This window comes from Chromobacterium alticapitis (assembly GCF_002924365.1).
GTDB lineage: Bacteria > Pseudomonadota > Gammaproteobacteria > Burkholderiales > Chromobacteriaceae > Chromobacterium > Chromobacterium alticapitis.
Map to the genome: position 1 here is coordinate 1 of NZ_PQWB01000048.1, position 13,646 is coordinate 13,646.

A 13,646-nucleotide genomic window follows, 5' to 3' on the forward strand; every position below is an offset into this window, starting at 1 on the left:
GATCGATGACGTGTTCGACTTGTTGCGCCTGCGGGTCAAGCCGCTGGCTGCCTATCAATACCCGTGGTGGCAGCCGGCGCTGCTGCTGACGGCGCTGGGCCTGATCGCCAGCGGCGATACCGCCGAGTTGGGTAGCAATATCGCCGGCCGCATCGGCTATATGGTGTTGTTCACCTGGCTGGAGACGCTGTTCTTCACCCGCTTCATCGGTTTTTGGCTGCGCTTGGCCAAGGGCGAGGCGACGGGGTCGTTGTTTGGCCTGGTGGTGGTGGCCAGCGGACTGCAATTCATCGAGCCGCTGACCAGCTGGCTGCCGGAGGATGTGTCGTCCGGTGCGGACATGCTGCTGTCCATGGCGGGGCTGGTCGTGCTGGTGAACGCCTTGTCCAAGGTGTCCGGCGTATCCAAACTGCGCGTGCTGGCCGGTGTGGTGCTGTTCGCGCCGCTGGCGCTGGTTTTGCTGGCGGCGACCTTGTCGCTGGCCAATGCGCTGGGTTGGGTGGATTTGCCGGCCGACATGGTGGCGATGATGCATGAGAAAGGCGCGGCCAGCTCGGGCGCGGCGGCCGTCGCCAAATAGCCGTTGGCGAGGAGGCCCGCATGAAAAAAGACACGCTCCGGCGTGTCTTTTTTTGCGGGGAGGTTCAGTCCACTTTGGCGATATAGCGGGCTAGGCCCAGCATGGCGCGCAGCGCCTGGCCTTTGGCGGTTTCCTCGTTGCGCAGGCGGGCGTAGCGGCGCAGGATGGCGCGGCCCTCCACGAACAGGTCCATGTCGGTGTCCGGCGAAGAGACCAGCGCGATGCGCTCGATTTCGTTCTGCGGCTTGGGCTGGCCCTGGGCGATGCACAAGTAGACCTTGTGCGCGTTGAATGGGGTGATGTGGTCGAACAGATAAAGCATGGAGTTGATGCGCAGCCCGGTCTCTTCCCGCACTTCGCGGATCAGGGCCTGGGAGCGCAGCTCGCCGCGATTGGCTTTGCCGCCGGGCAGGTTGTAGCGGCCGCCGCGATTGGCGGTGACGAGAACGCCATCGGGCAGTTCGATGATGGCGGTGGCGCGCCTGGCCAGGTCATTGGGCAGGCGATCATTTCTATTGCGTTCTTCCAAAACTCATTCTTCCAGAAATATATTTGATGAGGAAGGTCTTATGGCCTCCTGCGCAGTGATTCCAAAAGCCATCGCCCGGTCCCCGCGTGAGCGGGGCCGGGTCGGTGTGAGCCGTCGGATGGTTTAGTCTGGGGTGCGCCAGATTTCAATACGTAGAATTACTGTCTACCGATATTTTATAGAATTATCCGCGTAAGTCCAGATGCTTACAGAACTTTGGCTAGCAGACCGCCTATGCCGACCAGCAGGCAATAGAAGCCGAAGGGGCGCAGCGATTCGATCTCCGTCTTCTTGAAGTAACGCATCAGAAACCAGGTGCTGGCGTAGGCGCAGAGGCCGGAGACCGCGCCGCAGGCCAGCAGCAGGCCCCATTCGGCGGAGCCTTGGCCGTGGCGGGCCAGTTTGGGGATTTCCAGCAAGCCGGCCGCGGTGATGATGGGGGTGGCCAGCAGGAAGGAGAAGCGCGCCGAGGAGGCGTAGTCCAGGCCGTGGGCCAGGCCAGTCACCAGGGTGGCGCCGGAGCGGGAGAAGCCCGGCAGCAGCGCTAGCGCCTGGCCGGCGCCTATCTTGAACGCGCCGGCGAAGCTCAGCTCGGATAGGTCATGGGAGGCGGTTTTCTTTTTCAGGCGGTCGCCCAGCATCAGCAGCAGGCCGTTCAGCGCCAGGAAGATCAGTACGGCGGTGGTGCTGGTGAACAGGGCGCGCAACTGCTTTTCCAGCAAGAGGCCGAGCAGGCCGGCCGGAATGGTGCCGGCGATCACCAGCCACATCAGGCGCGCGTGCGGATTGGAGGCGCGGCCGCCGGCCTTGAGCCAACCGCCGATCAGGTCTATCCAGTCTCTGCGGAAATAGATCAACAATGCCGCGGCGGTGCCCAGGTGCAGCATGACCATGAAGGGCAGGAAGTCCGGATGGGTGCGGTTGATGGACCAGTGCAGCCAGTCCGGGATCAGCACGCCGTGGCCCAGGCTGCTGACCGGAAACAACTCGCTGACGCCCTGGATCACGGCGAACAGCAGAGCTTCGATTGGATTCATGGATTACCCCTTGCAAATGGACTGAGGCTGCCGGCGCATGATGGCTGGCCGGCTGGCCGAAGAATGGTCAACCTCATGTTAACGCGCGCCGGGCGAGAAAGGTTTACCGGCAGATTAATGGTGGCGCCGCGAGTGGGACTCGCTTGCCTGCTCTTCCTGCTCCAGTTGGCGGCGGATGGCGGCGAAGAAATCATGGATGCCGTGCACCGAGGGCGAAATCGCGGATAGCAACTCCGCTCGCTGTGGTTCCGACAGATCCTCGATGAAGGGACGCATTTCGGCGTCGGGATGGCGTTCGAAGCCCAGCGCCATGATGGGCTCGAGCAGGGGCGCGTGTCCGGGGGAATCGAACAGCAGGCCCCAGTCGTCGTTCAGCAGCTCCATGCCGGAAACAAAGCCTTCGCACCAGTCGTTGCCGCGAACCAGGCCATCGGTTCCAGCCTCCAGCCAAGGCTGGAACTCGCCGCCGTTCAGCGCGTCTGCGATGTCCTGCCAGTGGCCGCGCAGCAGGGAAACGAACTGTTCCAGCGCTTTTTCGCTGGGAAAGGAGGCTTCGTCGTCGAAGGCTTCGCCCAGAATGATGGGCAGGCACTCCGCGGGACGGATGGCTTCCGGACCGGCCAGCAGCGCGGCGAAAAAGCCGTCCAACTGCTCCAGATTCATGCAGCCTTGAGCTGAGAATCGGGCCAGGATGGAGGACAGGCGTTGGTAGTCTTGTTCGCTGAGCGGCTTGTGCTGCATGGCGGATCTTTCAAGTGGATCAGGCGGCCATTATGCGTCAGCGCGGGATAAAACAAAACCGCCCGCGAGAGCGGGCGGCTGCGTCTGCGGGCGGCGGGGCCGCTTAGTAAGAGGCCAGAACCAGGCCGGCGATCAGCGCGGACAGGATGCTGACCAGCGAGGAGCCGTAAACCAGCTTCAGGCCGAAGCGGGACACCATATTGCCGCGCTCTTCGTTCAGGCCTTTCACCGCGCCGGCGATGATGCCGATGGAGCTGAAGTTGGCGAAGGAGACCAGGAAGATGGACAGCACGCCGCGGGTGTAGCTGGACAAGTGGGCAGCCTGGTTCTTCAGTTCCAGCATGGCGACGAACTCGTTGGTCACCAGCTTGGTGGCCATGATGCTGCTGGCGGTCAGCGCTTCATGCGTCGGCACGCCCATCAGCCAGGCGAACGGCCAGAACACATAGCCCAGCATGGTCTGGAAGTTGATGCCGAAGATGGAGGTGAAGATGAAGTTCACGCAGGAAATCAGCGCGATGAAACCCACCAGCATGGCGGCCACGATCACGGCGATCTTGAAGCCGGTCAGGATGTATTCGCCCAGCATTTCGAAGAAGGATACGCGATGCGCTTCGCTGCTGATCAGATCGTCGTCGCCGAGCGCGCTGTCGTAGGGGTTGATCAGCGATAGCACGACGAAGGTGCTGAACAGGTTGAGCACCAGCGCGGTCACAACGAAGCGCGGCTCTATCATCTGCATATAGGAGCCGACGATGGACATGGACACGGTGGACATGGCGGTGGCGGCCAGCGTGTACATGCGCTTTTCGTCGAAGGTATGGATGATGTTCTTGTAGGCGATGAAGTTCTCGGACTGGCCCACCATCATCGAGCTGATGGCGTTGAACGACTCGATCTTGCCCATGCCGCTGACCTTGGACAGCACGAAGCCCACGGCGCGGATCACCACCGGCAGCACGCGGATGTGCTGCAGAATGCCGATCAGCACCGAGATGAAGACGATGGGCATCAGCACCATCAGAAAGAAGCTGAACTCGTTTTTGTTCTGGATGCCGCCGAAGGCGAAGTCGGTGCCGTCCTTGGCGAAGGTCATCAGTTTGGTGAATACGCCGGAAATGCTGCCGACGATGGCGAGGCCGTAAGGCGTGTTCAGCAGGAAGAAGGCCAGCGCGATCTCGACAACCAACAGCTGGATGACGGAGCGAATCTTGATGTTCTTCCGGTCGCGCGCGACCAGTTGCGTCAGGGCCAATACCACGAGGAGGCCGATCAGGAATTGAACGATATGCATGATAATGTCGCTTTTGGGTTTCCCGTTGCCGGGGGCAAGTTACGAGCAGGGCATGATCGCGGCCGGAGCCGCGTATGTCCGATTGTTATTGGGGATGCCGGTCCGGCCGCGAGGGCCGGGGCAGCGCCACCTCTTGCCGCCATGCCCGATGGATAGGCGGTCTCGGTGTAAGCACAATGCGCTGAAGTTTGCCGGAAGACTTTTCTTTAGATCAAACAATCTGTCTTTAGATGAAGATAATCTAGCCCGGATTGACCGTTTGGTCAAAGCCGGGCTGATTTTTACGCTTCAGAGGGAGTGGTCTCGGAGTCGCGGCGGGCTTTTTCCGCGAAGTAATGCGCGCGGCGGGCTTCTTTGGCGGCGGCGCGTTCGGCCGCTTCCTGGGCTTTGCGGGCTTTTTCGGCGTCGTCTTCCGCTTGGCGCGCCGCCTTGGCGGCTTCGCGTTCGGCGGCTTCCATCGCCTCAATCTCTTCGACTTCCTTGCGCGTCTTGCACGGGCTGGTTTTCTCGAACCAGGCCACGGACTCGACGTGCGCGGTGTGCGGGAACATATTGATGATGCCGGCCGTCTTCAGCGTGTAACCCTTGGTATTGACCAGGATGCCGGCGTCGCGCGCCAGCGTGGCCGGGTTGCAGGACACGTAGACGATGCGCTTGGGCGCGGTTTCCTCGGTGATGGCCTTGAGCAGCTGCACCGCGCCGTCGCGCGGCGGGTCCACCAGCATCTTGTCGAAATGCCCCAGCGCGGCGAAGGACTCCTCGGTCACTTCGAACAAGTTGGCCATCTCGTAGCTCACCTTGTCCTGCAGCTGGTTATGCGTGGCGTTCTCCACCGCGCGCTTGACCAGCGGCTGGCTGCCTTCCATGCCATGCACCACCGCGCCGGAACGGGCGATGGGCAAGGTGAAATTGCCGATGCCGCAGAACATGTCGGCGATGCGCTCGCCCGGTTGGGGATCCAGGAACTTCAGCGCGCGCGCCACCATCACCGCGTTGATCTGCGGATTCACCTGGGTGAATTCGGTGGGGTAGTAGGGCATCTCCACCGCGTATTCCGGCATGCTGTAGGTCAGCTTGGGCGCGTCCAGCGGATAGATCGGGTAGCAGGTCTCCGGGCCCTTGGGCTGCAGCCAGATCTGCAGCGGACGTTCGGCCGTGCCGCGCTGGTCGGAAAACGCCTTCAGGATGGCGAAGTCGGCGTCGGTGATGTCGTCCATATTGCGGAACACCAGGATGTCCAGCCTGTCGCCGACGGCCACTTCCACTTGCGGCATGCGCTGGCTGATGGACAGCGTGGCTATCATCGCGCGCAGCGGCATGATCAGGTCGGAGATGTGCTTGGGCAGGATGTGGCATTCGCGCATCTCGGCGATGTAGCTGGAGTTTTTCTCGTGGAAGCCCACCAGCACGCCGCCCTTCTTGGCCACCATGCGGGCGGACAGGCGGGCGCGATGACGGTAGTGCCAGGCCGGTCCGGCGATGGGCGTGAGCACGCGCTCGGCCTTGACCTTGCCGATGCGCTTCAAATTGTCTTCCAGCACGCGCTGCTTGATCGCCACTTGGGCGGTGAACTCCACGTGCTGCATCGAACAGCCGCCGCAGACGCCGAAGTGCGGACAGCGCGGGTTGGCGCGCATGAAGCTTTCCTTCAGCACGGCGCTGGTCTGGGCGTTTTCGTAGCTGGGCTTCTTGCGGTAGCTGCTGTAGATAACTTTTTCGTAAGGCAGGGCGCCATCGATGAAGATGGTCTTGCCGTCAACGTGGGCGACCCCCCGGCCTTCGTGATCCAGCGATTCGACCAGGGCGATAGTCTGTGGGTGCGTCATCGTCTTGCTTGCAAAATCAAACGGTAAGGGGCGGATTTTCTCAAAAATCGCCGATTCGTGCTGGTTTTTTTACAATGAAACCCTTTCTGTTAGAATCGGCGCATGATGCAAAGCAATCGAATGAGCGCGGCGCGCGCGCGTCTGGCGCTGTTGGCTGTGGCCGCCTGCCTGGCGCTGCCGGCAGCGGCGGCGGAAACGCCGGCGCCGGATGTGCAGATCAGCGCGGCGGGGCGGCACTTGGTGTTGAACCTGCCGCAGGCGCGGCTGTTCCTGTATCAGGACGGCAAGCTGGACCGCGTTTTTCCGGTGGCCGTCGGCAAGATGCTGACGCAGACGCCGATAGGCAGTTTCGACATCACCGGCATTTACCGCGATCCCAGCTGGCATGTGCCCAAGTCCATCCAGGACGAGATGAAGCGCAACGGCAAGCCGGTGCAGACCGTAGTGCCGCCGGGGCCGGACAATCCGCTGGGGCCGGTGTTCGTGCGCTTCGGCGAAAGCAAGCTGGGCCTGGGTTTTCACGGCACCAACGCGCCGGCGTCCGTGCCGGGCTTTCGCAGCCATGGCTGCGTGAGGCTGCGCAACGACGACGCGCTGGCGCTGGCCAATACCGTCAGCCGCGGCGACGCCGTCACCGTGGCTTATCAAACCATTCTGCTGAACGAGGACGAGGCCGGCCAGCTGTGGCTGACCGTCTACCGCAACCACTACAAGCAGGATGATCCGTCCATGCCTTACTTGGCGGATACCTTGTTGGCCTGGCAACGCCAGCATCAAATTGCGTTGTATGGGCAGCGGGTGGACAATGCGCTGAAGCAGCGCAACGGCACGCCGGTTTGCATTAGCTGCAAGAGCGCCAAGGCCCAGGTCAGCGGCGCGCTGAGCCCGCTGCCATGGCTATCCAGAATGAGCTTGCCGCAGCCCTTGCCTGCTACGGACGAGCAGGCGCCGCGCGAGCCGGGGCCGCCGGTCAGCCAGCGCGCTCGCGCGGCCCATCGGACGGGTTAAGGGGTGGGTTTGGGGAAGGGCCGCGTTATGCGGCCCTTGTCGTTTACTGCGCCGCCGCCCTCAACGCCTGGGCGATGTCCGCCAGGATGTCGTCGATATGTTCTATGCCGATGGACAGCCGCACCAGCTCCGGCCGCACGCCGGCCTGCAGCTGCTCTTCCGGCGACAGCTGGCGGTGGGTGGTGGTAGCCGGGTGGCAGGCTAGGGATTTGGCGTCGCCTATGTTCACCAAGCGCGTCACCAACTGCAGCGCATCGATGAAGCGGCCGCCGGCTTCCGCGCCGCCCTTGATGCCGAAAGACAGGATGCCGGAGGCGCGGCCGCCCAGATAGCGGTCCGCCAGCGGTTTGCTTGGGTGACCCGGCAGGCCGGCGTACTCCACCCATTCCACGGCTGGGCTGTCTTGCAGGAAGCTCGCCGCTTTCAAGGCGTTGTCGCAGATGCGGTCCATGCGCAGCGCCAGCGTCTCTATGCCTTGCAGGATCAGGAAGGCGTTGAACGGCGACAGCGCCGCGCCCATATTGCGCAGCGGCACCACGCGCGCGCGCGCGATGTAGGCGGCCTCGCCCAGCGCTTCCACGTAATTGACGCCGTGGTAGCTGACGTCCGGTTCATTCAGACGCTTGAAGCGGTCTTTATGCTGCCCCCACGGAAACTTGCCGGAATCGACGATGGCGCCGCCTATGCTGTTGCCGTGGCCGCCCAGGTATTTGGTCAGGCTGTGCACCACGATGTCGGCGCCATGCTCGAACGGCCGGCATAGATAAGGCGAAGGCACGGTGTTGTCCACGATCAGCGGCAGACCGTGGCGGTGCGCCTCGTCGGCGAAGGCGGCGAAGTCCACCACATTGCCCAACGGATTGCCTATCGATTCGCAGAACACCGCCTTGGTGCGCTCGTCGACCAGGCCGGCTATCGCGGCCGGGTCTTTGTAGTCGACGAAGCGGACCTCGATGCCCAGCTGCGGAAAGGTGTGGGCGAACAGATTATAGGTGCCGCCGTACAGGGTGCGGGTGGCGACGATGTTGTCGCCGGTTTCGGCTATGGTCTGGATGGCGTAGGCGATGGCCGCCATGCCCGACGCCACCGCCAACGCGCCTATGCCGCCCTCCAGCGCCGCGATTCTCTTCTCCAGCACATCGGTGGTGGGGTTCATGATGCGGGTGTAGATATTGCCCTGAACTTTCAGGTCGAACAGGTCCGCCCCGTGTTGAGTGCTGTCGAAGGCGTAGCTGGTGGTCTGGTACAGCGGCACGGCTACGGCCTTGGTTGTCGGGTCCGGGCTATAGCCGGCGTGGACAGCAAGCGTTTCCAGCTTCATGGGGCATTCCTCCGCTTAGTCAATATCAATGGCGATCCGCTCGAACTTATCCGCAAAGTATTTCAAACGCAAAGAAATAAAAGGCAGGTTCCATATCGCATTTTTTAATATGGGAAATGGGGCTATCCAAGTTGGCAAGAATCGGGTCGCCGGCCGTTGCCATCCTCTGTCACTTTGCGGGTGTGGTTCACCCAAAAGGAGCAGAGCATGGAAGCATTGGCGGGCCAGGTCGCCCTGGTGACGGGCGCGAGCTCCGGCATAGGCCGCGAGACGGCCAAATTATTTGCGCAAAACGGCGCAGCCCTGGTTTTGGTGGCGCGACGGCGGCAGGCTTTGGATGCGCTGCTGGACGAGTTGTCCGCTAGCGGCGCGCGCGCGGTGGCGCTGGCGGGCGATGTAGCGGACGAGGCATGCGCGCAAGAGGCCGTGCGCCTGGCCGAGGCCAGCTTTGGCGGGCTGGATATCGCCGTCAACAACGCAGGGACGCTGGGCGAGGCGATGCCGACGCCGGAGCTGTCTTTGGCGCAGTGGCAACGCACGCTGGACATCAATCTGACCGGCGCGTTCCTGGGCGCCAAGCATCAGTTGCCGGCCATGTCGCGGCGCGGCGGCGGTTCGCTGATCTTTGTCTCCAGTTTTGTGGGTTATAGCGCGGGGCTGCCGAATATGGCGGCGTATGCGGCCAGCAAAGCTGGGCTGATAGGCCTGACCCAGGTTTTGGCCGGCGAGTTCGGCGGCCGCGGCATTAGGGTGAACGCGTTGCTGCCGGGCGGCACCGATACGCCGATGGGACGGGAGGCGGCCAACAGCGCCGAAGCCAGGGCCTGGGTGGAAGGGCTGCATGCGCTCAAGCGGCTGGCGCGGCCGGAGGAAATCGCGCAGTCGGCGTTGTATCTGGCTTCCGACGCCTCCAGCTTCACCACCGGCGCCGCGTTGCTGGCGGATGGCGGCGTGTCGATCAGCCGTAGTTGAGGCCGCGTCAGCCGGCCAACTCTCCAGCCAATTCGCCCACCCGCGCCAGCGCCCGCTGGTAAGCCTCGTTCCACGGGTAACAGCAGGACAGGCGCAGGCAGTTGCGGTAACGGCCCTTGGCCGAATACATCGCGCCTGGCACCACGGTGATGCGTTCGGCCAGCGCGGCGCGGAACAGCTGCATGGTGTCGGCGTGGCTGGGCAGCTCCACCCATAGCAGGCAGCCGCCGGAGGGCAGCGTGGCGCGGGTGCCGGCGGGGAAATGCTGCGCCACCGCGCCGCGCAGCTTTTCCATCTGGCTCATGAAGTGGCGGCGGATCAGCCGCAGATGGTGGTCGTAGCCGCCGCTTTCCAGATATTCCGCCAGCGTTTCCTCCAGCAGCGCCGGCTGGCCCAGGCTGCTGGAGAATTTCAGCCGCCGGACCTCGCTGAGGAAGCGGCCGGGGGCGATCCAACCGATGCGGAAGCCCGGCGCCAGCGTCTTGCTGTAGCTGGCGCACAGCAGCACCCAGCCATCGCGGTCATAAGCCTTCACCGCGTCCGGCGTCGTGGCGCCGTAGAACAAATCGGCATGCGGCACGTCCTCGATCAGCGGCACCTGGTAATCGTTGACCAGCTGCGCCAGCCGCTGCTTGGCTTCCGGCGGCATGGTGCTGCCCAGCGGGTTATGCACGGTGGGCATGGCGACGACGGCGTTGAGCCGCTTTTCCGACAGCAGCAACTCCAGCGCGTCCAGCGCCAGCCCGCTGGTGGGATGGGTGGGAATCTCGATCACGCTCAGCCCCAAATCCTTCAGCATGGGCAGCAGCGCGAAATAGGTAGGCGATTCCACGCCCACGGTGTCGCCGGGTTTGCAGGTGGCGCGCAGCGCCAGTTGCAGCGCCTCGGTGCAGCCATTGCTGATCACCAGATCATCCGCCGCCAGCACGCAGCCCCAGCCGACCGCGCGCTGGGCGATCTGCCGCCGCAGCCGCTCGGAGCCAGGCGGAAAGGGGTAGTCGGTGGTCAGTTCCGGCTGTTGGCGCAGCAGGCGGCCCATGATGTGCTTGAAGCGGCTGGTGGGGTAGAAGTCGCTGCCGCGCGGGCTGGCCAGCGACAGGTCGATGAAGTCCGCCTGGTTTTGCGAGCCCATCACCGCCTCGATCTGGTCCACCACTTCGCCGGTGTGGTGGGCGGCGCTTTGCCGGCGCATGCGCGGCAAGGGCAGAGTGGCGGCCGACTTGACGTAGAAACCGGACTGCGGCCGCGCCTCGATCAGGCCGCGGTCCTCCAGCGTGCGGTAGGTCTGCAGGATGGTGGACGGGCTGACCTTGTGCATGGCGCAGGCCTTGCGCACCGAGGGCAGGCGTTCGCCGGGCCGCACCGTGCCGTTCTGGATCAGTTCTATCCACTCATTGACCAGCTGCTGGTACAGCGGCTCCTGGCTCATGTTTTTCTCCTGCGCATGCGAACGGTACAGTTTCGAACGAAATTGATCATAACAGTTTTGCAACTGTTCAACTGTTATGGTTTCAATTCTATTTTTCTGAATCTGTAATTGTCCAGCGGGAAAGCATAAGATGACGGCCTTGAGTCGGGGGCCTGCCCCGTGGATGCCGACGCCGTGTCGGTTGCAGTCTGGGAGTCGTCATGAATCTGCTCGCGCTTGTTACTTATCTGCTGGTGATGTCCATCACCCCAGGCCCCAACAACCTGGTGCTGGCCTCGTCCGGCGTCAATTTCGGTTTCTCCCGCACGTTGCCGTCGCTGCTGGGCATGACCCTCGGCTTGTCGCTGCAGATAGGCTTGCTGACTGTATTCCTGGGCGAGGTGATGGCGACCATGGCCTCGCTGCAGCTGTATCTGGCGGTGGCTGGCTGCGGCTATCTGCTGTGGCTGTCCTGGGGCATGGCGCGCGCGGGTGGCGCCAAGAACGTGGAGGCCGGCGCGCGGCCCATGGGCTTTCTCGGCGGGCTGATGTTCAACTGGCTCAACCCCAAAGTGTGGCTGATGGGCTTCAATCTGGTCATGGTGTTCCTGCCGGCGCATATGAACCCGTGGCGCGCCGCCGCGCTGTTCGCGCTGATCACCTTCGTCACCAGCCTGCCCTGCATCGCGGCCTGGGCTGGTTCCGGCGTGGCTATCCGCCGCTTCCTGGACTCGCCGGCGCGCCTGCGGCTGTTCAATTTCGCGATGGCGGCGGCGCTGGCGCTGACCGCGCTGTGGCTGCTGTCCGAGATGCTGCCGGTCCGATCCGCGCCAGGCATGATCTGACCTCATGAGGCCCGCGAGTTTGCGGGCTTTTTTGTTGGCGGCGTACAATAGCGCCTTTGAGTATTTTTCTAGAGTCCAACCCATCATGATCCGTACCCGTTTCGCTCCCAGCCCGACCGGCTATCTGCATATCGGCGGCGTCCGCACCGCGCTGTTCTCCTGGGCCTTTGCCCGCAAAAACCAGGGCGTGTTCGTGCTGCGCATCGAAGACACCGACCTGGAGCGCTCCACGCCGGAATCGGTGAAGGCGATCATGGACGGCATGCACTGGGTGGGCCTGGACTACGACGAAGGTCCGTTCTACCAGACGCAGCGTTTTGATCGTTACAAGGAAGTGATCCAGCAGTTGCTGGCTTCCGGCCACGCCTACCATTGCTATTGCAGCAAGGAAGAGTTGGAAGCGATGCGCGCGGAACAGGAAGCGCGCGGCGATAAGCCGCGCTACGATCGACGCTGGCGTCCGGAGGCCGGCAAGACCCTGCCGGCCATCCCGGAAGGCGTGGAGCCGGTGGTGCGCTTCAAGACGCCGCTTACCGGCGCAGTGGCCTGGGACGACGCGGTCAAGGGCCGCATCGAGATTTCCAATGAAGAGCTGGACGATTTGATCATCGCCCGCCCGGACGGCAGCCCCACCTATAACTTCTGCGTGGTGGTGGACGACTGGGACATGCAGATCACCCACGTGATCCGCGGCGACGACCACGTCAACAACACCCCGCGCCAGATCAACATCCTGCTGGCGCTGGGCGCGCCGCTGCCGGTGTACGGCCATCTGCCGATGATCCTGAATGAGGACGGCCAGAAGATGTCCAAGCGCCGCGACGCGGTCAGCGTGGTGGATTACGCCGACAAGGGCATCCTGCCGGAAGCGCTGCTGAACTACCTGGCGCGTCTGGGCTGGGGCCACGGCGACGACGAATTCTTCACCATGGAGCAGTTCGTCGAATGGTTCACGCTGGAGGCGGTGAGTCCGTCGGCCAGCCGTTTCAACCAGGAAAAATTCCTGTGGCTGAACGCGCAGCACATCAAGGCCGCCGACAACGGCCGTTTGGCTGAGCTGATCGCGCCTCGCCTGGCTGCTGCCAAGGTGGAAACCGCCAACGGCCCTGCCATGAACGACGTGCTGGCGTTGGTCAAGGAGCGCGTGCAAGACCTGAACGCGCTGGCGCTGGAGGTCGATTATTTCTACCAGAAGCGCGAACCGGCCGCCGCCGACGTGGAGAAGCATCTGGCCGGCGACGCCATCGCGCGCATGGGCCGTTTCGCCGACAAGCTGGCCGCGCTGGAAGCCTGGAGCGCCGAGTCCATCCATGAGCTGTTCAAGCCCTTCTGCGCCGAGGAAGGCATCAAGATGGGCCAGCTGGGCATGCCGCTGCGCGTGCTGGTGTGCGGCACCACGCAAACGCCGTCGGTTGACGCGGTGCTGGCGCTGATCGGCAAGGAAGAGGTGCTGCGCCGCATCCGCGCTTGAGCGCGAGCAGTCTTTCGCCGATATGAGCAACGCCCCGCGAAGCATCGCGGGGCGTTTTGTTTGAAGCGGCGGCGCAAGGCGACGTGCCCGAGCCTTGCGGCCTTGAGTTTGTCGGCGGCTCAGGGCAGCGCCGCGGCGATTTCGCGCGCGGTGGCGCGATAGGCCTCGAAGTGCGCCAATCCGGCCGGTCCGCGCGAAACGTCGTGTTGCGAGACGAAGTCCGCCAGTTCGCTGATGCAGGCGATTGCCGGCACCAGGCGGGAACCGCCGTCGACGAAGGCCAGCAGGCTATCCAGCTGCGGCCCAAGCTCGCGCGCGAGCGAGCGGATGCAGTCCTCCAGCTCTCCGTCGTATTCGGCCAGCATGGCCAATACATGGTTGCCGCTGAGCGTCGGCCCCGGTCGAAGATCGGGCGCCGCACGGTCCAGAAGCAGCAGGCGCGCGAAATGCAGGGTGTCGACCAGGCTTAGCGCCCGGTTCAGCGTATCCTGGCCGGCGTGAATCGCTTCCAGCAAGGCTGAGGCTTCAGCATCGGCCCGCAGCGGCAGCATCAGGGTAAGCGGATTGGCCATCTTGTTCTCGCTTGGACTGTCTTCCAGAGCTTGACCTTAGAC

The 13,646-nt window shown here is 63.5% G+C and carries 13 protein-coding genes; 5 read left to right on the top strand and 8 right to left on the bottom strand.

What is annotated here, in order from left to right; genetic code table 11:
- On the top strand, positions 1-580 hold a 580-nt coding region (locus C2I19_RS12175), incomplete at its 5' end, for a hypothetical protein (RefSeq protein WP_103902964.1).
- A gap of 64 nt (positions 581-644) precedes the next feature.
- Here the strand turns inward: C2I19_RS12175 and C2I19_RS12180 are convergent.
- The 5 genes from C2I19_RS12180 to rlmD all read right to left on the bottom strand — a co-directional run bounded on the left by C2I19_RS12180 (position 645) and on the right by rlmD (position 6,007).
- On the bottom strand, positions 645-1,109 hold the full coding sequence (locus tag C2I19_RS12180) for an NUDIX hydrolase (protein WP_233201176.1): 465 nt from the start codon (positions 1,107-1,109) through the stop codon (positions 645-647).
- A gap of 206 nt (positions 1,110-1,315) precedes the next feature.
- Positions 1,316-2,146, bottom strand: coding sequence for an undecaprenyl-diphosphate phosphatase (locus C2I19_RS12185; RefSeq protein ID WP_103902965.1), 831 nt, complete (start codon positions 2,144-2,146; stop codon positions 1,316-1,318).
- A gap of 114 nt (positions 2,147-2,260) precedes the next feature.
- Positions 2,261-2,887, bottom strand: coding sequence for a YecA/YgfB family protein (locus C2I19_RS12190; protein WP_103902966.1), 627 nt, complete (start codon positions 2,885-2,887; stop codon positions 2,261-2,263).
- 103 nt (positions 2,888-2,990) lie between these two features.
- Complete coding sequence (locus C2I19_RS12195) at positions 2,991-4,181, bottom strand: NupC/NupG family nucleoside CNT transporter (RefSeq protein WP_103902967.1); 1,191 nt, start codon at positions 4,179-4,181, stop codon at positions 2,991-2,993.
- A gap of 281 nt (positions 4,182-4,462) precedes the next feature.
- On the bottom strand, positions 4,463-6,007 hold the full coding sequence (gene rlmD / locus C2I19_RS12200; protein WP_103902968.1) for a 23S rRNA (uracil(1939)-C(5))-methyltransferase RlmD: 1,545 nt from the start codon (positions 6,005-6,007) through the stop codon (positions 4,463-4,465).
- A gap of 102 nt (positions 6,008-6,109) precedes the next feature.
- Between rlmD and C2I19_RS12205 the strand changes: the two genes are divergently transcribed.
- Complete coding sequence (locus tag C2I19_RS12205) at positions 6,110-7,015, top strand: L,D-transpeptidase (RefSeq protein WP_233201177.1); 906 nt, start codon at positions 6,110-6,112, stop codon at positions 7,013-7,015.
- A gap of 43 nt (positions 7,016-7,058) precedes the next feature.
- Here C2I19_RS12205 and C2I19_RS12210 read toward each other — a convergent pair whose 3' ends face one another.
- Positions 7,059-8,336 (bottom strand): bifunctional O-acetylhomoserine aminocarboxypropyltransferase/cysteine synthase, encoded by a 1,278-nt coding sequence (locus tag C2I19_RS12210; RefSeq protein WP_103902969.1) that lies wholly within the window; start codon positions 8,334-8,336, stop codon positions 7,059-7,061.
- Between the two features lie 207 nt (positions 8,337-8,543).
- Between C2I19_RS12210 and C2I19_RS12215 the strand changes: the two genes are divergently transcribed.
- Positions 8,544-9,308 (top strand): SDR family oxidoreductase, encoded by a 765-nt coding sequence (locus C2I19_RS12215; protein ID WP_103902970.1) that lies wholly within the window; start codon positions 8,544-8,546, stop codon positions 9,306-9,308.
- A 7-nt stretch (positions 9,309-9,315) separates the two neighbouring features.
- On the opposite strand, the gene C2I19_RS12220 is transcribed toward C2I19_RS12215, so the two are convergent.
- Positions 9,316-10,737 (bottom strand): aminotransferase-like domain-containing protein, encoded by a 1,422-nt coding sequence (locus tag C2I19_RS12220; protein ID WP_103902971.1) that lies wholly within the window; start codon positions 10,735-10,737, stop codon positions 9,316-9,318.
- A gap of 200 nt (positions 10,738-10,937) precedes the next feature.
- Between C2I19_RS12220 and C2I19_RS12225 the strand changes: the two genes are divergently transcribed.
- Positions 10,938-11,561: a LysE family translocator gene (locus C2I19_RS12225; RefSeq protein ID WP_103902972.1), complete on the top strand. Its 624-nt coding sequence runs from the start codon at positions 10,938-10,940 to the stop codon at positions 11,559-11,561.
- 82 nt (positions 11,562-11,643) lie between these two features.
- Positions 11,644-13,032 carry a glutamate--tRNA ligase gene (gene gltX, locus C2I19_RS12230; RefSeq protein WP_199181163.1) on the top strand — a complete coding sequence of 463 codons (1,389 nt, stop codon included), beginning with the start codon at positions 11,644-11,646 and terminating at the stop codon, positions 13,030-13,032.
- Between the two features lie 119 nt (positions 13,033-13,151).
- Here gltX and C2I19_RS12235 read toward each other — a convergent pair whose 3' ends face one another.
- Positions 13,152-13,604, bottom strand: coding sequence for a hypothetical protein (locus tag C2I19_RS12235; protein ID WP_103902974.1), 453 nt, complete (start codon positions 13,602-13,604; stop codon positions 13,152-13,154).
- Positions 13,605-13,646 lie beyond the last annotated feature (42 nt).

Excerpts from the sequence above, each read along its gene's own strand:
- C2I19_RS12190 (WP_103902966.1), bottom strand. The coding sequence starts at position 2,887 with ATGCAGCACAAGCCGCTCAGCGAACAAGACTACCAACGCCTGTCCTCC.
- C2I19_RS12225 (WP_103902972.1), top strand. The coding sequence starts at position 10,938 with ATGAATCTGCTCGCGCTTGTTACTTATCTGCTGGTGATGTCCATCACC.
- C2I19_RS12210 (WP_103902969.1), bottom strand. The coding sequence starts at position 8,336 with ATGAAGCTGGAAACGCTTGCTGTCCACGCCGGCTATAGCCCGGACCCG.
- C2I19_RS12215 (WP_103902970.1), top strand. The coding sequence starts at position 8,544 with ATGGAAGCATTGGCGGGCCAGGTCGCCCTGGTGACGGGCGCGAGCTCC.
- C2I19_RS12185 (WP_103902965.1), bottom strand. The coding sequence starts at position 2,146 with ATGAATCCAATCGAAGCTCTGCTGTTCGCCGTGATCCAGGGCGTCAGC.
- C2I19_RS12195 (WP_103902967.1), bottom strand. The coding sequence starts at position 4,181 with ATGCATATCGTTCAATTCCTGATCGGCCTCCTCGTGGTATTGGCCCTG.
- rlmD (WP_103902968.1), bottom strand. The coding sequence starts at position 6,007 with ATGACGCACCCACAGACTATCGCCCTGGTCGAATCGCTGGATCACGAA.
- C2I19_RS12205 (WP_233201177.1), top strand. The coding sequence starts at position 6,110 with ATGATGCAAAGCAATCGAATGAGCGCGGCGCGCGCGCGTCTGGCGCTG.
- C2I19_RS12220 (WP_103902971.1), bottom strand. The coding sequence starts at position 10,737 with ATGAGCCAGGAGCCGCTGTACCAGCAGCTGGTCAATGAGTGGATAGAA.
- C2I19_RS12235 (WP_103902974.1), bottom strand. The coding sequence starts at position 13,604 with ATGGCCAATCCGCTTACCCTGATGCTGCCGCTGCGGGCCGATGCTGAA.